Here is a 17,450-nt window from a genome sequence, read left to right as displayed (position 1 = left end):
AGGAGACACACGATTATGGCAAAAGGATCTGTAAGAAAAAAAGGAAAGAAATGGTACTACCGCTTCTATGTAGAAGATGCAAGCGGCAATCTGGTTCAGAAAGAATACGCTGGAACAGAAAGTAAAAGTGAAACGGAAAAACTGCTCCGTCAGGCAATGGACGATTACGAAAGCAAGAAATTCATTGCAAAGTCGGAAAATATTACAATTGGAGAATTACTTGATATATGGGCAGAGGAAGAATTAAAGACCGGTACGCTCAGTAATGGGACAGTCCAGAATTACCTCGGTGCCATTACCAACATCAAGAAGCATCCAATTTCAGAGAGAAAGTTGAAAAATGTAACATCTGAGCATTTACAAGCCTTCTTCAATCTGCTTTCCTTTGGTGGCACTTATCCAGATGGTTCAGAAAGAAAAGGTTATAGCAAAGATTACATTCGTTCTTTCTCGGCAGTATTACAGCAGTCATTCCGATTTGCAGTATCACCAAAGCAATATATCACTTTCAATCCGATGCAGTATATTAAGCTGAAATACCAGACGGATGAGGTTGACCTGTTTTCCGATGATGACATGGATGGCGATATACAGCCAATTCCACGAGAGGATTATGAAAGACTGATTGAATTTCTACAGAATTACAATCCACCGGCAATACTTCCAATCCAGATAGCTTATTATGCAGGACTTCGTATCGGTGAAGCCTGTGGTCTGGCATGGCAGGACGTGAATCTTGAAGAACAGTGCCTTACAATCAGACGCAGTATCCGATATGATGGTTCAAGGCACAAGAATATCATCGGACCAACCAAACGAAAAAAGGTAAGGATTGTTGATTTTGGAGATACACTGGCAGAGATTCTTCGCAATGCCCGAAAGGAACAACTTAAAAACCGAATGCAGTACGGAGAACTTTACCATAAAAACTACTACAGAGAAGTAAAAGACAAAAACAGAGTTTACTATGAGTTCTATCATCTGGACGGAACAGAGAATGTTCCAGAAGATTATAAGGAAATATCCTTTGTCTGCTTAAGACCGGATGGAAGTTTGGAACTGCCAAGCACGTTAGGAATTGTTTGCAGGAAGATTGCTCAGAAACTGGATGGATTTGAAGGATTTCATTTTCACCAGTTGCGACACACCTACACAAGCAACCTTCTGGCAAATGGAGCAGCACCAAAGGATGTGCAGGAACTGTTAGGGCACTCAGATGTCAGTACCACCATGAATGTCTATGCACACTCTACAAGAAAAGCCAAGCGGGAATCTGCAAGGTTACTTGATAAAGTGGCAGGCAATGACTAAATAAAACTTTCCCTTATTTCCCTTACGATTATCTCATAAGGGCAAAAATAAGGGAAAATACATATCGTTTCGCTAATGCACAGGCTGGAAAGCCTGTAAAATAGGGAAAGTTAGAAATATATTTCGGCAAACTTGAATTTATAGTCCTCTCAAAACCAATTTGCTTTTTCTTCTCGAAATACGGGAATATCACTATCTCGATATGGATTGTAATTATGAAGATTGCAACCAAACTCTTTTAATGATTTTATTTTGTTATCCTGTGTCCATACAATTAAAGATATTCCGTCAAATTCTTCAACATTTCCATTATTCATTTTGCTTTTAAAATACCACTCCACGATTGTTTGATTTCCTTGATGAAAAAATTGCTTAATCTCCCAGACAAGAACACTTCCGCGTGTATTCCATTCGTCAAACCAGTGCTTTACCGTTTTGCGGTTTTCATATTTAGGACTCCAACTCTCAGTATATACAACATCATCTGTAAAAATATTGTCAATTCCTAAATCTGCTTTCTTAATCCACATATCAAACCATAATCGGATAATTTTTTCTCTCTCGTTCATAAAGTACCTCCATAACTTTCGATTTTTCGTTCTCAGCGACTTCCCAATAAATGGGAATTTTATAACTTATCAATCCCAATATAATATTATCATATGGTCTATCTTCTTGCGGTCAGTCAACTCTATAATATGAGGATTATTCTCTTCCTGAGCTATAATCCATACTTTATAGTTTCCACATTCATCACTATCTCCAACAAAAGAAATATTACTTGGTTCAGCAACACCACTTTTTTCAATATATCTCTCTATTTGGGAAATAGGTAAAACTGTGTCAATCCAAAGAGCATCGGCGTATGTTGATTTTTCTCCTTTACTATTTGTGATTTCATAGCCATAAGTAGATACATAAATTACACTATCTGAGTCAGCAGACTTAATCTGTGCTACAAAGTTTTGTAAAGGATTAATATCTTCTTCGTCTAAACAAAAGCTATTATAATCCTTACTTTTTTTATCAAAGTAATTATCAAATCCCATCAGAACATCATCATTCAAATCAAATTTTCTTGAATTAAAAACTATTTCTAATATGCCCATATTTTATTCCTCAAATTTCAGTTTGTTTAAGCCTTATGACCGCCGATTTGCTCGTTTCGGTCTTTGGCGGTTGCACCTTCTTCAAGGTTCATTCCCTTCAACACAGCATTCTTGCCAAACTTCTTTTTGATACTCAGCATTGCTTCTTGCATACGCCTTTCTCGTTCTAATTTTTCTTCTTCCTCCGCCTGCTTCTTCCTCTGTGCTTCGTAATCGGTAAAGAGGTCGAGTTGCTGGTATTCATCTTCCTGCTTGACGGATTTTTCATCAACAAGTTTATTCGCTGTGATTGTTATTCTGCGTACAAGCAAATGCTCGTCAACTATCCTGTCATACAAGTCCATCACGGCGTTGGTAATCAATCGAGTAGAGGAAGTCTTTTTCTCAAGATTCGCTGTTCCGTGTGCGTGCTTTGGAACTTTGCGTCCATATCGGTCAATCGTAACCTCGCCTTTGTATTGATATTTTAGGTTCGGATTACTTAAATTCTCAATATCATAGCCGATTGTCAACACAAGCTGGTCAGTTACAAGTCCTTTATCCACCAAATCAAGCACCATTTGGTCGGTCATTTCTTTTACAATCAACTTTGCCTTTTCGTAATCATATGGACAGTGCAACACCTGACCGGAAGATACACTGTTTGTTTCCGGCTTATATGCTTTGACCTGCTCCATTGTGCAAGGCTCATATCCCCAAGCGTGGTCTATGAGCAGTTCCGCATTGATACCGAACAGCTTGTACAGCAATTCCTCGTTATACAGTTCATTCGGCTTTCCGATAGAACATCTTGCAATATCGCCCATTGTATAAAGTCCGTGTTCCTCTAACTTCTTCGCATAACCATTTCCGACTCTCCAGAAATCGGTTATCGGGCGATGACTCCACAATTTCCGGCGATATGACATTTCATCCAATTCAGCTATTCGCACACCGTCCTTATCCGGCTCAATATGCTTTGCCACAATATCCATCGCAATCTTACACAAGTACATATTCGTGCCGATTCCGGCTGTTGCTGTGATTCCAGTCGTTTTCAAAACATCCTGTATCATCGTCATGGTAAGTTCCCTTGCGGTCATCTGATAGGTATTCAGATACTTTGTTGCATCTATAAATACTTCATCAATCGAGTAAGGGAAAATATCTTCCGGAGCAATGTATTTCAAGTAAACACTGTAAATCTTGGTACTGTACTCCAGATAGTATGCCATACGAGGTGGTGCAACGATATAATCAATCTCCAATGCTGGATTCGCATTTAATTCTGTACTGTCATCAGATGAACCAGTAAATGTACGATTTGGTGCTTTCCATCTTCGGTTGTTATTAGCTTCTTTTACCTTTTGCACGACTTCAAACAAGCGTGGTCTGCCGGGTATCCCATAACTTTTTAATGACGGAGATACCGCAAGGCAGATGGTTTTCTCTGTCCTGCTTTTATCTGCAACCACAAGATTTGTTGTCAAAGGGTCACGATTTCGCTCTTTACACTCCACAGAAGCATAGAATGATTTGAGGTCAATTGCGATATAGGTCTTTTGCTTTGCCATCATTCTATGCTCCCTTCTAAAATTCCTTCGAGTAAATTATGCTATCGTTAGTGTCAATCCTCGGTATAAAAACCATCCAATACATATGTTGTGACTGGTGTTATATACAATTCATATTTAATAACCAGTCTGATTAAATCATTTCCGTCAATCAGTGTTATCGGCGTACCTTCTCTCGCAGCCTCTCTTGCCTTATTGGTAAATCGGCTATTAGTAATAAATACTCCATAATCGGCTTGATATTTGTTCATCGCCCCAAGAAATTGATTGATATCCGGCTCACTCACTGGATTTGAATTAAATCTTTTACACTGAATAACCACTCTGGTTGTTCTAAAATCATCGGCATCTACGTGATATCCATAACCATCAATACCACCATCATTTGACACCTGAACGCCTTTGTTGGTAAACTCCACTCCCATCTTTGTAAGAAGTGCTCGTGAAAATTGTTCAAACTTTGCTGGAGACATATTAGCGATTGCACTCTGAAGTTTTACCTTGAAATCATCTAACAATTCGTCATCTGTGGATTCATTCTCCTCGTCTTCAACCTCCAGTGTTTCTACTGGCTTGTTTTTCGATTTGTTCTTAGTCGAATGTTCCTCCCAATAGCTTCGAGCCTTATCCCTTACTTCTGTCTTAACATCAAAATCTGTTAAATCTACATTTGCTCCATCTTGAGTAAGTGTAATCTTTGGATTGAATTTCACATAAGATATGAGTCCGACATAACTAAGCTCTTTAATAGCAAAATTAAACTTAAAATCAAATTTTTTGTACTGATTTCCTGTTTTATTAGATGTATATAGTTTCTGTTCAAATTCAGCAATATGCTCATCTAACTCACTAATTCTGTCTCTAATTTCAGAACGCTCTAACTGTCCACCTGCTTCCTGAAGGACTTGAAGGATTGGTTTAATAAGGTATGATACTTGTTCTTCTGTATTTAAATCGTCATAAAACATATTTACATTTACACCTCTCATTTACTGTGCATACTTCTTGAAATTCTCTGCCTGCTCAAGAACTTCCTTGTAAACATCATCAATGGTTACTGGCGGATAGCCGAACTCATCAAGCAGCAATATCAAATCCACTTGCAAGTTTGCCTTAATATCATCACGGGCAGACCAATCAGTATAGCGTGACTTATCATCAACAATCAACTTTATCCTCTTGGATAGTTCAATCATTTTATCGTCCGGATATTCAAACTCAAACTTCTTGGAAACTGCTTTCAAAATATCATAGAAAGCTTTTTCTTCATAATCTATACCCATATTCTTGAAGGAGTTCTTTTCTGTTTTCAGTTCAGACAACAACTGTGCAAGCTGCTCCGCAACATCATCAAGGACTTCGTTGGCATACGCTTCATCACGACGACGGTTATTATACTCATCAACAACTTTCTTGAGTCTGTCTGCAAATTCCACACCCATAATCTTATTGACTTTCTTAAACTCGTCAATCGCCTGAGAAAGAAGTCTTTGAAGTATCTTGATTTTCGTATTCGGCAACTGAATAGCATTTATCTTATCCATATACTCATTGCTGAAAATGTCCACCGATATATGCTTTCCGGTTTCAAATAATTCCTCAATGCCATCAGACTGAATTGCACCCTCAAGCATTTTGCGGACACGAGCGTTCATCTGCTCAATATCCGGTGCATCGCCTTTTGTCAACTTGAAAAGGATAGAACGGACAGCACAATAAAAATGGATATAATCCTTATCTTCATCAGAGAATTTCTCACTTGAACTACAAAGATTAAATGCCTGCTTCATTCTCTTGACTGCTGCCATAAATCTTCTTTCCAGTTCTTCAGACAACTGCACATACTCAACTGCACGATTCAGGCAGGCAAGCTGTTCAGTAGGAGAACCGTTGAAGAAATCACTACTGTTAAAGTTGTGGAACATCTGACCAAGAACTTCTAACTGGTCTTTTACAATCGTGATAGACTGCTCCACACCTTCAAATTCTTCGCTCTCAAAATTCGTATATTTCTTGAGGGCAGTGTTCATATTTTTCTTAATACCTATGTAGTCAACAATTAAACCTTTATCTTTGCCCTCGCATACACGATTTACACGAGAAATCGTCTGAATAAGGGTATGCTGCTGAATAGGCTTATCAATGTAAATCGTATCAAGCTCCGGCACATCAAAACCAGTCAGCCACATATCTACAACAATGGCAATCTTAAAGTTTGATTTCGGATTTTTGAACTGACGGTCAAATTCTTTCCTATCCTCTTTTGTGCCAAGCATATCAAATAGGTCTTTTTCATCATCTTTATTACGAGTCATAACCAACTTGATTTTTTCCATTGGCTTCAACTCTTTTTTATCTTTCTCACTCAGAACAACACCATCATCACAAATCTTCTTTTCTGTCCATTTCGGTCTGAGTTCCTTTACTATCTTATAGAAATCGTATGCTATATTTCGGTTGGAACATACAAACATTGCTTTGCCTGCTACGGTTGCACCTTCTGCCACACGGGTTTCATAATGCTTGATAAAGTCCTCTGCAACAGCACGAAGTCTATCAGGGTCGCCAATAATAACTTCCATTTTGGCAACTGCTTTCTGACTTTCTTCTACTTGATGTTCATTTGCTCCCTCAAGCTCACACTGTGCATAATATTCTTCAATCTGTCTTACCTTGTCCTGATTAAGCATAACCTTAGCTGCACGACCATCGTAAACAAGATTAACTGTAATACCGTCCTTAACAGCTTCCGTCATTGTATATGCGTCTACAACACCACCAAAGACTTCGATTGTTCCATCAACCGGAGTTCCGGTAAATCCAACATAAGTTGCATTTGGTAAGGAGTCGTGCAAATACTTGGCAAAGCCATAGGTTTTCTGAACACCTGACTCTGTAATCTTAACCTTTTGGTCGAGATTGATTTGGCTTCTGTGTGCTTCATCAGAAATACAAATAACGTTCGTTCTGTCTGTAAGAAGCTGCAAATCCTCTGTGAATTTCTGAATGGTAGTCAGATAAACGCCGCCACTCTCTCGTCCTTGAAGCTCCTCACGAAGTTTCTCACGGGACTCAATACTTACAACCGTTTCATCCCCGATATATTTCTTTGAACCTACAAACTGTTTGGAAAGCTGGTCGTCAAGGTCTGTTCTGTCCGTAATAATAAGAATAGTCGGAGAAGAAAAGTATTTGCTTTTCATCAGCATACGGGTAAGAAAAAGCATTGTATAACTCTTGCCGCAGCCTGTCGCTCCAAAGTATGTACCACCTTTACCATCTCCTTCGGGGCGAAGATGAGCCTTGATATTCTCATACAATTTATTTGCCGCAAAGAACTGTGGATAACGACACACTATCTTCAAATCCTTATCTGAGTTATCCGGAAAATAAATAAAATCTTTAATAACTTCAAGCAAACGGTCTTTTCGGAAAAGTCCTTTTATCATTGTTACAAGAGAATTGATACCGTCCAGTTCTTTATCGTCTGAGTTTATCTTTCTCCACGCATAGAAGAAATCATATGGGCTGAAGAAAGAACCATATTTATTATTTGCTCCATCACTGATAACAACAAACGCATTGTATTTGAAAATCTCTGGAATATCTCTACGGTAACGGATTGTAAGTTGCTTATATGCGTCCATTATGGTCGTATTCTCTTGTACTGCACTCTTAAATTCAAGAACAACAACAGGAATACCATTTACGAACACAATGCCATCAGGAATACGCAACTGATTATTTACGCCTTCAATTTCAAACTGATTAACCGCTTTGAAAATATTGTTTTCGGGAGTGTCGAAATCAATAAGTTCAATATAGAGGTCTTTCTGCGTTCTATCCTCACGGTTAAGAATAAATCCATCGCAGAGCAACTTAAATACAGCTTTGTTTGCTTCATAAATTGTACCAGAAATATTACGCAGCATTAGAATGACACTATCCACCTCACTCGGTGTGATACCATCTTTCGCATAGCGATTATAGAGGTATTGCTTCAGGTCGTCCGTAAGCAGAACCTCCGTCCTTTCTCTGTGTATCTGGTCGCCACTGACATAGGTGTACCCCTCGTCTTTGAACAACTCCATTATTGACATTTCCAATGCGTGTTCATTAAAATTTGCCATTGCGTTCACTCCTTTGGTATTCTGCATCAAATTATGATGCAACTACACTTGTATAATAAGCATTATAAAGTGCTTGTACTGTTTCATAATATTTATCTTCATAAGTTTCTGCTTGTGCGTCGGTATACTCTAAGAAAAACTGACAATCAACATCTTCGCCAAACTTATTATTTATAATTGTTGCTATATTCTCAACAAGTTCCATCATCCACATACAAACGGTTTCTTCTCTTGTGTGTGCTAGACTTTGATATTCCCATACATAATCAATCGGAGGTATAGGTGTTTCCTTATCAAAATCCATTTTTTTATCTACGAAATAATAGAAATATTCATCAATATACTCTCCAATAGATATTTGAGCCACATTCAAAATCATCATCAGACGATTTTCTTTATTTATAGGTTCAAAGATATTAGGAGTGCCGTTCCATTCTAATTCTCGGTATCTATCATAGCTTCGATGAAAATATTTTGCTCCATCATACAAATAATCCCTTCCCAAATTATATTTCTCTATATCTTGCTGAAGTTTATCTATACATCCCTGTAACCAATACTTTCCCGTAAATTGTTTAATCTTATATCCGGCTTGATTTAATATCTCATTTTGTAATTCTTCAGAACACCGGCAGTATTCCGAATAAATTTTCCTTGTATGCTTTTCAAGCGGATATAGATTAGCTGCTATAATACACCACGGCAAATAATCTCTTTCCTCTTGATTATCAATTAGAAAAAGTCGAGCTTTTTCTTGCAATGCTATACGTTCCTTTTCGCATTGCAATTTCTGTATTTCCTTTTCATGTCGTGATTGCAACCAATAAATCAAAAAAGAAACTGCTATTGTTGCCACCAGTGACAATACTCCGATTATAATCTGAATTATATCTGCTAATGACATAGGTTCCTCCTTGTAAATGATAATTTAGCAGCTTGAAATGGTTGCTGCTATGACCTCTTGTAGTTGCTTCAGCTTCTGAATTTCATAGGTGTTATCTTTCATTTGCTCAAGAACAAGTGAGGCTACCTTATCAAATGCTTCAAGATTTTCACAAGATGGGCGGCAAAGTGGAAATGAAGCTAATTCCTCTCCTGAAACTCGTTGGCGTCCACTTGAGCCATTCATAAATTGCAATGCGAAAGTGACAAATTTTGCATTTCTGATTAGAAAATAATAGAAGCTTGATGGCATATTGCCCTTAGATGCAAAAACGATATATTCAGTTGAACCAAATGCAACCTCATTATCTTCAAGAATATTTATGTATGCAGCTTTACCATTTTCAAGACAAGGAGTAATTCGTGCAATAAGTGTATCGCCGTTAATAAAACGAACTCCACCATTATAAGGCTTAATAAAATCGCCTGTTGGAATACAGCCATTTGTTGGAAGCGTTGCCATTTCAAAATAACGAGCTTCAACACCTTTAGCAAGAGGTCGAACAGGATTGACAAGGGCAATATCAGCCAAAGTGCAATTAGGTTCTGACTCATCAAAAAACAGGCTGTCAAAATATGCCTGAGCGGTCGCTTCTAAATTATCATTTATCTTCTGTTTCAAATCTATTCTATCGGTTATCGTCTTGTAGGCTTTCACTATTTTTCTCTGCTTTTCAATATCTGGTACTGGAAGTTCCACCATACAAAGCTCATTCCAATCGAAAATCTCTCTTACGCTTCCATGTGACTTATACCTTGCATAACGGTCAAATTCTGGTCGGCTGAACCAAAGCATAAGATATTCAGGGTCAAGTTCCTCTTTATTTTCAACTTCAAAAACTGTATAAGAGCTTGAAATGATACAATCTTCTTCATCTAAATAAGCAATAGAAATTTTCTCTCCATTTCGTGAAGTAACGGGTCCGTATGCAAACTGTCCCGTTCTGACTATCTTATAATTCGATAAATCAGTTCCTACAATATTTGCGATTGAAGGAATAAATTTTTTACTTATACTTACGCCAAGCAACTTTGTTACGGCTAAATTCTTATTACGCTCGTCCACAAGTCGAATGTAATTGCCTAATATCTTATATCCTTTTTCCATTCCTACCACCTTAACCAATGTATTTTCTATGAGCAATTTTCACATTGCTCTGCTTGACCATTGCATATTGCAATGTCGTATCTATTCTTCTATGCCCCAAGAGCTGCTGAAGCTGCTCTATTGGCATTCCTTTGTCTATTGCCATTGTTGCAAGTGTTCGCCTGAATTTATGAGGGTGTACCTTATTTAATCCCAAGCGTTTTCCAAGCTGTCGTAATCTCACTTCAATACCTCCGATATTCATTCGATTATACGGAGATTGTAATGAAACAAAAAGTGCTGGATTGTCGTCCTTTCGGCTATTTAAGTAATTCTGCAAATGTATTTTTGTTCTTGCATCAAAATATACTATTCGCTCCTTATCGCCTTTGCCGAAAACCACACATTCTCTTTCGTTAAAGTCTATATCCTCACGATTTAGCAACACCATTTCTCCGACACGCATCCCCGTTGAAGCAAGCATATCAATCATCGCCAAGTCTCTGAGTTCTGTGCAATTATCTCTCATCAATTCAAGTGCTTCATCTGAATAAGTTTCCTTAATGTTTGTTCCGGTCTTAACCTTATGTATTCGCCTGACCGGACTTTTCAAAATATAATCCTCGTCCTCAAGCCAAGAGAAAAAACTGGAAAGTATTCGTCTTATATTATCTATCGTAACTTTACTTGATTTTTTCTTTGCTTGATACTCTGTCAAATAACAACGAATGTCGTCAGTTACGATATATTTGATACTCTTTCCAATACCATCAAGCATTGACTGTATCGTTGCATTATAGTATTTCAGAGTTTTCTCAGAACAGCCTTCAATACGCTTTGCCGATAGGAAAGATTCTACTAAATTCTGTTCTGAAAGTTCCTCATCTTTTTTTATCTTTGTTACCTCATAATCAAAAAGTGTATACTGCAACACCTCTTGCAATCTTTCTGTCTGTGCGTTATTCAGATAAGGTAACATTCCTTGAATAACATCAGTGATTAGGTTCTGTTTCATAGTCAATTCTCCTTTTCTTTTTTAAGAGAACGACTACCAGTGGCAGTCCCTTGTTTTAACTCCCGCCACTGATGGGAGTTCTATTGTAAATGATAATTTAGACGATACTGCTCAAACATTGTATCAAAAATATTTTGAGTCCAACTCAGATAAATCTTCTTGGAAACAAGGCACTGTTGGCGATGTGTTGCAACTACAAAGGGGGCATGATTTACCTCGAACTGAAATGACTGGTGGTAAATATCCCGTTGCAGGTTCAACCGGAACAATTGGGTATCATGATGAGTTTACTGCTGAAGCTCCTGTTATTGTAATGGGACGAAGCGGCAATATTGGCAACCCAAGATTGTACCTTTGCAACTGTTGGACACATAACACATCGCTCTATGTAAAACAAATTTATGAAGCAGAACCGTTGTGGGTATTTTATTTGCTCAAAAATCTAAATTATGATGGCTTTGTTGGTGGTAGTGCAGTTCCTACATTAAATCGAAACGATGTTCATGCTTATGGAATAGCAATTCCACCACTTGAATTACAGAAATCTTTCTCCCAAAAGGTTATGAGCCTTATTTATTGCAAAGAAGAAAATCTTTCTGAAATAGAAAAACTGCAAGAATTGCAGAAAATAATTCTTACAACAATGTCAAGCCGCTAAATTATCATTTATCTTCTGCTTTAAAGCAATTCTCTCCGTAATTGCCTTATAACTGTTCACTATTTCAAGCTGGTTTTCAATAGGCGGAATAGGCAATTCTAGTCTGCATATATCATCCCAAGTAATCCCACCACGAACGCTCCCGTCAGTATGTAACCAACAAATTCGGTCAAACTCCGGTCTGCGAAACCACATCATCAGATAATCTTCATTCAAAATGCTGTTATCTATTACCTCAAACATAAAATATGCCGGAGAAACAATAGCAGGTTTTTCTTCATCATACAATGCAACCGGAAGTCGTTCATCACGACCAACATGCATTGGATTACACGCAAACTTTCCTTTTGTTATCAGTTTATATTTACTCAAATCCGTACCAATGACATTTGCAACCGACGGCATAAAGAACTTGTCTATGTTAATTCCCAAAACTCTGTCTGTTATGCTTTCTCTGTTCCGAGTATCAATCAGTCGGATATGGTTTCCTAAAATATCATAATTCGATTTCATATCCCAACTCCTTAAATACAGCAAGCAAATCTGATTTAGATTTTTCCTCTTGAGCAAGAAGTTCTTTGAGTTCTCCCTGCAATGATTTCATTTTGGTATCAAAGTCGATGTTCTCATCACGGTTGACAAACTCAATATATCTGCTCGGTACAAGAGTAAATCCTTTTTCCTTTACTTCATCAAAAGAAGCAGAATAGCAAAATTCCGGCACATTCTCATAAGTTTCCTCATAGCCTTCCTGCTGCCAGTTATGATATACACTTGTAACTTTGGCTCTATCTTCCTCTGTCAATTCAATGTACTTCTTCTCATAAGGACTGCCCATCTGTCGTAAATCCATAAAGAGTATTTCATCTTCTCGATTACGATAGCGTTTTAGCTTTCCATTCTGTTCCACGACACGAGCCTTTTTATTCTTATTGAGTACCCAAAGGGTAACGCTGATGTCTGTGGTATAGAAAAGGTTTCTCGGAAGAATAATGATTGCTTCTACCAAATGATTTTCTATAAGCTGCTGTCTGATTTTTAACTCTGTACCATCATCAGATAATGCACCATTGGCAAGCAAGAAACCTGCTACACCGTTTTGAGAGAGTTTGGAAACAATATTCAGTATCCAACCATAGTTTGCATTACTTGTCGGCGGAACTTCATAGCCGTTCCAACGAGGGTCATCTACAAGCTCATTTTCGGCTCTCCACTGCTTCTGATTGAAAGGCGGGTTTGCCATAATGAAATCTGCTTTAAGGTCTTTGTGCTGGTCATTGGTAAATGTATTGGCTGCCATTTCTCCAAGATTTGCAGAAATACCACGGATAGCTAAGTTCATTTTTGCCAGTTTGAAAGTGGTATTTGTGTATTCCTGACCGTAAATAGACACTTTCTTTTTATTACCGCTGTGTGCTTCTACGAACTTGATGGACTGCACAAACATACCGCCCGAACCGCAACAAGGGTCATAAAGTATTCCATCGTAAGGCTCAAGCATTTCGGCAATCAGGTTTACAATACACTTTGGTGTGTAGAACTCTCCTTTACCTTTTCCTTCTGCAAGAGCGAACTTACTAAGAAAATACTCATATACACGACCTATAATGTCGTTCTCTTTATCATCAGTGTTGATACGATTGATTTCATCAAGCAAAGAAGCCAACTTTGCCGTATCAATATGTAAGCGGGAGTAATAGTTATCCGGCAAAGCACCTTTCAGTGCCGGGTTGTTCTTTTCAATCGTATAAAGTGCTGTATCTATCTTCAGGGCAATATCGTCCTGCTTTGCATTTTCAATAATGTACTTCCAACGGCTTTCTTCAGGAAGATAGAATACATTTTCCTGAGTATAAAACGGCTTCATATCCGCATACTTTTCGCCGTGTGTAGAAATAATCTTATTACGGCATTCCTCAAACTTGTCACTGGCAAATTTAAGGAAGAATAAACTCAGAACAACGTGCTTATACTCCGCAGGCTCAACAGAACCTCTCAGTTTATCAGCACTTTTCCAAAGTGCTTCTTCCATTGATATTTCTTTCTTTGGTTTAGCAGCCCTTGCCATCTATAATTACCTCCGTGTTTTAATCTTCGTCTAAAATAACTTCGCATATATCTCCAATATCACAATGAAACACCTGACATATCCTCATCAGTACTTCAAGAGATACTGGCTCATTCTTATTTATCTTCGTTGCAGCGTATGATGTAATTTCGGCTGCACGCATTAAATCCTGTCTTTTCATTTGATTGTCAATCATAAGTTTTTGAAGTTTGTTATAGCATATCTTCATCAGTAACACCTCTTCATCTTATAATTCTTCTTCGTTACAGTTAACCATTTAACATTATATATTAAATTTTCAGGCATTTCAAGATTTCAGACAGAAATGTAACCTTTCAGACACTAAGGTGTCACTTTTTGCAAACACCTAATGCAACTCTTCTAAAGAATAATAAAAAAGAGATGCCGAAGCACCTCAATTATACATTCTATTATTAACATTCAACGCAATCATTGCTATGACCTTTTCTATCGGCGGCTCTTTTCCGTCCGGTGCAACTGCTTTCCAAAAAGCGATTGCTTCCGGTTCAGCACTTTTCATTGCTTCCCGAATGGCAAACTTCATTTCCTCTTTTACTGCTTTTTCGGTTGTTCCATTTTCTTTTGCTATTTGTCTGAAAATGTCGTTCACTTCTACTTCCTCCTATGTCTATTAGTATGTGTCTATCACTGACAGTTGTTGTTATAGCATATTCTCTCTGTCGAAGTCCCGAAAAATTTGTCGATAGCAGAAATTTTTTATACCGAAAAAAGAAAGCTCGTCGATTAGGACGAACTTCTGTGTTTTATGGAAGTATTTGCTTTGATTGCTTCACAAGTGTATCTATAACTTCATAAATTCTGTTTCTATCTTCAGGAGCAAGTTTTTCAAGCTTCTCATTAAGCATTGAGTTCTTGACTGTATATCCCGTTTCCAGGACATCAGTAAGAACCATATCCGATGATACACCTAAAGCATTTACTATCTTTATGAAAGTTTCGAGTGACGGAATTTTCTCTCCACGCTCAACCATACCAATATAATTTGTTGTCAAATCTGTTTTCTCAGCCAAATCTTCTTGGCGTAATTTCCTCGCAAGTCGGAACTTTCTTATATTCTTGCCGATTGTATCGAGCTTCATCACATCACCTCCCTTAGTGTGTTTCCATAACTAATAGTATAGGTTAAGTTGATTTCAAATCACACGCACCCAAAGGAAGTCAAACCAACTATTAGTGATGATTCCAAACTGTTTTTATGTTATACTATAAAAGTAGTAATTCACGATTGTTAATGGCGAAAGACAAATCACAACCCAAGAGCCAAGTTAAACAATCTCCATAGAATAAACTTAGGGGTAAAAAGGAATGGACGAACAAAAGATAATATTCAGTAATCGGTTTGAAAAAGAGAAATTTGAGGATTACAAAACAGATTTGGGAACTGGCAACACAATCACTCCTGACTTTACGGAAGCTGATGATTTTTTAAAATTTATACAGAAGAACCGCAGAAGTGTTCCAAGTAAAGAGCGAATTGCTGACAAGGATAAATTTATCAAAACCGTTTACGAACTATCCAATAGCTTTGAAATTGACGCTGACCTGATAGAATTTGCCGAGGGATATATCGCCAACATCTATGTAGATTATGCCTGCTACACTGGATATATCAAGAAGCTGTTAGCAATTCTTTTTATCCTTGCCGATGATATTTCCTTTTTAGACGGCAGTAAAGAAAATGCCGATATGCTTTTTAGCTTCACTTATCACACACACCATATTTTCCTGAATAACAGAGAAACAACTGATTTCTCATAATGTACCCGATGGCTACTCAACTGAGCAGCCATCTTTTCAATTTTCCAGACACCGTCTGGAATTTTTAATATGCCGGAATACCGTATCCATAGATATTGCTGCTTCCGACTGCGTACTGTCTTTGCTTGCAGGCGTCGCCTGAGTTGCCCTCTACGGTATAAACTGTGCCATTCTCACACTTCTCTACGATACCAACGTGGTCTGTTGTACCGTCGCCTTCCCAATCAAAGAAGATAATATCTCCTACCTTTGGTTCATAAGTGCGGTCTTGCCATTTCCCATTTGACTTAAACCAGTTTGCACCATCCACGCAACCTGCAAATTTCGGAACAAGTCCGCTTTCAATATACCCGCATTGGTCAGCACACCAAGATACGAAGCAGGCACACCATTCCACTCGACTATTAAAGCCGTACCAGCTCCAGTAAGGTTGTCCGCCCTGATTGCCTAGCTGTGTCAAGGCAACCTCAACAATCGCCTGATTACCTCCGGCAGTAAAGGCTCGCCCATACGGATAGTATCTCAAAACGTGAGCCGGATATTGGGTATCTCCATAACTGTCCCAACCAAGCCTTTGTGCCTGCTGAGTGGAAAACTCCACTGCATTGGCATAAGAATAACCGCCATACTTTGTTTTTGCCCAAGAAATATACCCATTACCGAAGTTGTAGCCTTGCAAGGCAAGTTTGATATGCTCCATATCTATCGGACTTTCCACTTCTGCCGAAGTAAGAGCCGCTTTCAATTCCTGAACTCCACACTGGATAGAATATTCAGGGTCTTTAATTCCATTAGGTTCGTGCGGATACCTTGTATTGAAACTTCCCTCTGCTGCCTGCATAGGGTCAAGTCCTCTGCCACCGCTTTCCTGCATCATAACCGCCTTGATAAGTTCCACATACTCAGGAATGCCGTACTCTTTGGCATACTTCTGTATGATGGGTTCATAGGCTTCTACCTCTGCACTTACCGGAGTATAGGAATTACTGTCACTTCCTCCTCCAAACATTGCTACGGCAGCACCAAACAGCACGACAATCATAATAATCAGAACCGCTATCCAACCGCCTGCGGCGATTGCTGCTACAAGTGCTTTTGTCCCTGCAATAATCGCTTTGACTGTCGCAACAGTAGCTTTCGCTGTGGCTTTAACGGTATCTGCTGTGGCTTTCGCCGCTTTCTTTGCCGTCTGAGCCGCTTTCTGTGTTGCTTTGGCTGTTGTTTTTGCTGTTTTCTGTGCTATAATGGCAGCTTCTTTGGTGGTCTTAATAGAAGTCTTTGCCGTTTGTTCTGCGGTCTTGACCGACCTTTGAACAGTATTGGTTGCACCTTTCGATACGGTCTTGACTGTCGTATTTCCTGCCGACCTTGCAGACTGTTTAATTGTTTTCTCCGTACGCTCCAGAGTTCGGATGCTCTGTTTTCCGACAGGATTGACCGATTGTTTCTGAAGCTGTTTCTCTGCACGCTTGGTCTTGAAATTCTCAATTCCCGTTTTGGCTTTCTGATAATTCTGCCTTGTTTCACGCACACCCCATCTGCCGACTTTATCCGCACGGTATGCAGTTTCGTGAACAGCCCTATCCGTTGCCGCTTCGATTTTATCGGAAGCATATTCCTCTGCGGAATTTTCCGAAGCATTGGTGGAATGTTCTGCCTTATCTTTCGTCATCACATAGGCTTTCTTCATTCGCTCCGTGGCAACTGCTGCCTTATTTATGGTCTTGATTGTACCTTTGCTTGTATCTCTTGTTTTTATATCAGCCATCGGTTTCCT

General features: G+C 38.6%; 17 protein-coding genes. 3 read left to right on the top strand and 14 right to left on the bottom strand.

Going from position 1 to position 17,450, the window contains the following annotated elements; all coding sequences use genetic code 11:
• Positions 1-15 precede the first annotated feature (15 nt).
• A complete protein-coding gene (locus tag LJE09_RS04280; protein WP_055182527.1) occupies positions 16-1,311 on the top strand; it encodes a tyrosine-type recombinase/integrase in 1,296 nt (431 codons plus the stop codon).
• 149 nt (positions 1,312-1,460) lie between these two features.
• Here LJE09_RS04280 and LJE09_RS04275 read toward each other — a convergent pair whose 3' ends face one another.
• From LJE09_RS04275 to xerA, 8 genes are all read right to left on the bottom strand, one after another.
• Positions 1,461-1,880, bottom strand: a complete 420-nt coding sequence (locus tag LJE09_RS04275; protein ID WP_003864537.1) for a nuclear transport factor 2 family protein — start codon at positions 1,878-1,880, stop codon at positions 1,461-1,463.
• A 69-nt stretch (positions 1,881-1,949) separates the two neighbouring features.
• Positions 1,950-2,420, bottom strand: a complete 471-nt coding sequence (locus tag LJE09_RS04270) for a hypothetical protein (protein ID WP_015530037.1) — start codon at positions 2,418-2,420, stop codon at positions 1,950-1,952.
• 26 nt (positions 2,421-2,446) lie between these two features.
• Positions 2,447-3,973 carry a Y-family DNA polymerase gene (locus tag LJE09_RS04265; RefSeq protein WP_173746323.1) on the bottom strand — a complete coding sequence of 509 codons (1,527 nt, stop codon included), beginning with the start codon at positions 3,971-3,973 and terminating at the stop codon, positions 2,447-2,449.
• Positions 3,974-4,026: 53 nt separating this feature from the next.
• Positions 4,027-4,962 carry an Mrr restriction system protein gene (locus tag LJE09_RS04260; RefSeq protein ID WP_015530035.1) on the bottom strand — a complete coding sequence of 312 codons (936 nt, stop codon included), beginning with the start codon at positions 4,960-4,962 and terminating at the stop codon, positions 4,027-4,029.
• Positions 4,963-8,103 (bottom strand): type I restriction endonuclease subunit R, encoded by a 3,141-nt coding sequence (locus LJE09_RS04255; protein ID WP_227084549.1) that lies wholly within the window; start codon positions 8,101-8,103, stop codon positions 4,963-4,965.
• Between the two features lie 31 nt (positions 8,104-8,134).
• Positions 8,135-9,007, bottom strand: coding sequence for a hypothetical protein (locus tag LJE09_RS04250; protein ID WP_008118517.1), 873 nt, complete (start codon positions 9,005-9,007; stop codon positions 8,135-8,137).
• Between the two features lie 24 nt (positions 9,008-9,031).
• Positions 9,032-10,153 carry a restriction endonuclease subunit S gene (locus LJE09_RS04245; RefSeq protein ID WP_227310993.1) on the bottom strand — a complete coding sequence of 374 codons (1,122 nt, stop codon included), beginning with the start codon at positions 10,151-10,153 and terminating at the stop codon, positions 9,032-9,034.
• Positions 10,154-10,163: 10 nt separating this feature from the next.
• Positions 10,164-11,147: a site-specific tyrosine recombinase/integron integrase gene (xerA, locus tag LJE09_RS04240; protein ID WP_023920531.1), complete on the bottom strand. Its 984-nt coding sequence runs from the start codon at positions 11,145-11,147 to the stop codon at positions 10,164-10,166.
• 118 nt (positions 11,148-11,265) lie between these two features.
• Between xerA and LJE09_RS04235 the strand changes: the two genes are divergently transcribed.
• Positions 11,266-11,805: a restriction endonuclease subunit S gene (locus LJE09_RS04235; RefSeq protein ID WP_211237381.1), complete on the top strand. Its 540-nt coding sequence runs from the start codon at positions 11,266-11,268 to the stop codon at positions 11,803-11,805.
• Here LJE09_RS04235 and LJE09_RS04230 read toward each other — a convergent pair.
• The 5 genes from LJE09_RS04230 to LJE09_RS04210 all read right to left on the bottom strand — a co-directional run bounded on the left by LJE09_RS04230 (position 11,794) and on the right by LJE09_RS04210 (position 14,994).
• Positions 11,794-12,318, bottom strand: a complete 525-nt coding sequence (locus LJE09_RS04230) for a restriction endonuclease subunit S (RefSeq protein WP_227084550.1) — start codon at positions 12,316-12,318, stop codon at positions 11,794-11,796. The genes LJE09_RS04235 and LJE09_RS04230 overlap by 12 nt on opposite strands.
• Complete coding sequence (locus LJE09_RS04225; RefSeq protein ID WP_023920526.1) at positions 12,302-13,873, bottom strand: type I restriction-modification system subunit M; 1,572 nt, start codon at positions 13,871-13,873, stop codon at positions 12,302-12,304. Before LJE09_RS04225 ends, LJE09_RS04230 begins: the two co-directional genes overlap by 17 nt.
• A gap of 19 nt (positions 13,874-13,892) precedes the next feature.
• Positions 13,893-14,102 carry a helix-turn-helix domain-containing protein gene (locus LJE09_RS04220; RefSeq protein ID WP_002587820.1) on the bottom strand — a complete coding sequence of 70 codons (210 nt, stop codon included), beginning with the start codon at positions 14,100-14,102 and terminating at the stop codon, positions 13,893-13,895.
• Positions 14,103-14,288: 186 nt separating this feature from the next.
• Positions 14,289-14,504 (bottom strand): hypothetical protein, encoded by a 216-nt coding sequence (locus LJE09_RS04215; protein WP_023920524.1) that lies wholly within the window; start codon positions 14,502-14,504, stop codon positions 14,289-14,291.
• 154 nt (positions 14,505-14,658) lie between these two features.
• Positions 14,659-14,994: a helix-turn-helix domain-containing protein gene (locus LJE09_RS04210; protein ID WP_002594686.1), complete on the bottom strand. Its 336-nt coding sequence runs from the start codon at positions 14,992-14,994 to the stop codon at positions 14,659-14,661.
• A 226-nt stretch (positions 14,995-15,220) separates the two neighbouring features.
• Between LJE09_RS04210 and LJE09_RS04205 the strand changes: the two genes are divergently transcribed.
• On the top strand, positions 15,221-15,673 hold the full coding sequence (locus tag LJE09_RS04205; RefSeq protein ID WP_008118497.1) for a hypothetical protein: 453 nt from the start codon (positions 15,221-15,223) through the stop codon (positions 15,671-15,673).
• Positions 15,674-15,737: 64 nt separating this feature from the next.
• On the opposite strand, the gene LJE09_RS04200 is transcribed toward LJE09_RS04205, so the two are convergent.
• Positions 15,738-17,441 (bottom strand): lysozyme family protein, encoded by a 1,704-nt coding sequence (locus LJE09_RS04200; RefSeq protein WP_023920522.1) that lies wholly within the window; start codon positions 17,439-17,441, stop codon positions 15,738-15,740.
• Between the last annotated feature and the right edge of the window lie 9 nt (positions 17,442-17,450).

This window comes from Blautia sp. DFI.3.45, from assembly GCF_020593505.1.
GTDB classification, from domain to species: domain Bacteria; phylum Bacillota; class Clostridia; order Lachnospirales; family Lachnospiraceae; genus Blautia_A; species Blautia_A wexlerae.
This window is presented reverse-complemented; position numbering and strand designations above follow the sequence as displayed.

Coding starts and splice junctions, on each gene's coding strand:
- LJE09_RS04275 (WP_003864537.1), bottom strand. CDS start 1,880: ATGAACGAGAGAGAAAAAATTATCCGATTATGGTTTGATATGTGGATT.
- LJE09_RS04250 (WP_008118517.1), bottom strand. CDS start 9,007: ATGTCATTAGCAGATATAATTCAGATTATAATCGGAGTATTGTCACTG.
- LJE09_RS04255 (WP_227084549.1), bottom strand. CDS start 8,103: ATGGCAAATTTTAATGAACACGCATTGGAAATGTCAATAATGGAGTTG.
- LJE09_RS04280 (WP_055182527.1), top strand. CDS start 16: ATGGCAAAAGGATCTGTAAGAAAAAAAGGAAAGAAATGGTACTACCGC.
- LJE09_RS04265 (WP_173746323.1), bottom strand. CDS start 3,973: ATGGCAAAGCAAAAGACCTATATCGCAATTGACCTCAAATCATTCTAT.
- LJE09_RS04225 (WP_023920526.1), bottom strand. CDS start 13,873: ATGGCAAGGGCTGCTAAACCAAAGAAAGAAATATCAATGGAAGAAGCA.
- LJE09_RS04270 (WP_015530037.1), bottom strand. CDS start 2,420: ATGGGCATATTAGAAATAGTTTTTAATTCAAGAAAATTTGATTTGAAT.
- LJE09_RS04260 (WP_015530035.1), bottom strand. CDS start 4,962: ATGAGAGGTGTAAATGTAAATATGTTTTATGACGATTTAAATACAGAA.
- LJE09_RS04210 (WP_002594686.1), bottom strand. CDS start 14,994: ATGAAGCTCGATACAATCGGCAAGAATATAAGAAAGTTCCGACTTGCG.
- LJE09_RS04200 (WP_023920522.1), bottom strand. CDS start 17,441: ATGGCTGATATAAAAACAAGAGATACAAGCAAAGGTACAATCAAGACC.
- xerA (WP_023920531.1), bottom strand. CDS start 11,147: ATGAAACAGAACCTAATCACTGATGTTATTCAAGGAATGTTACCTTAT.
- LJE09_RS04245 (WP_227310993.1), bottom strand. CDS start 10,153: ATGGAAAAAGGATATAAGATATTAGGCAATTACATTCGACTTGTGGAC.
- LJE09_RS04205 (WP_008118497.1), top strand. CDS start 15,221: ATGGACGAACAAAAGATAATATTCAGTAATCGGTTTGAAAAAGAGAAA.
- LJE09_RS04220 (WP_002587820.1), bottom strand. CDS start 14,102: ATGAAGATATGCTATAACAAACTTCAAAAACTTATGATTGACAATCAA.
- LJE09_RS04230 (WP_227084550.1), bottom strand. CDS start 12,318: ATGAAATCGAATTATGATATTTTAGGAAACCATATCCGACTGATTGAT.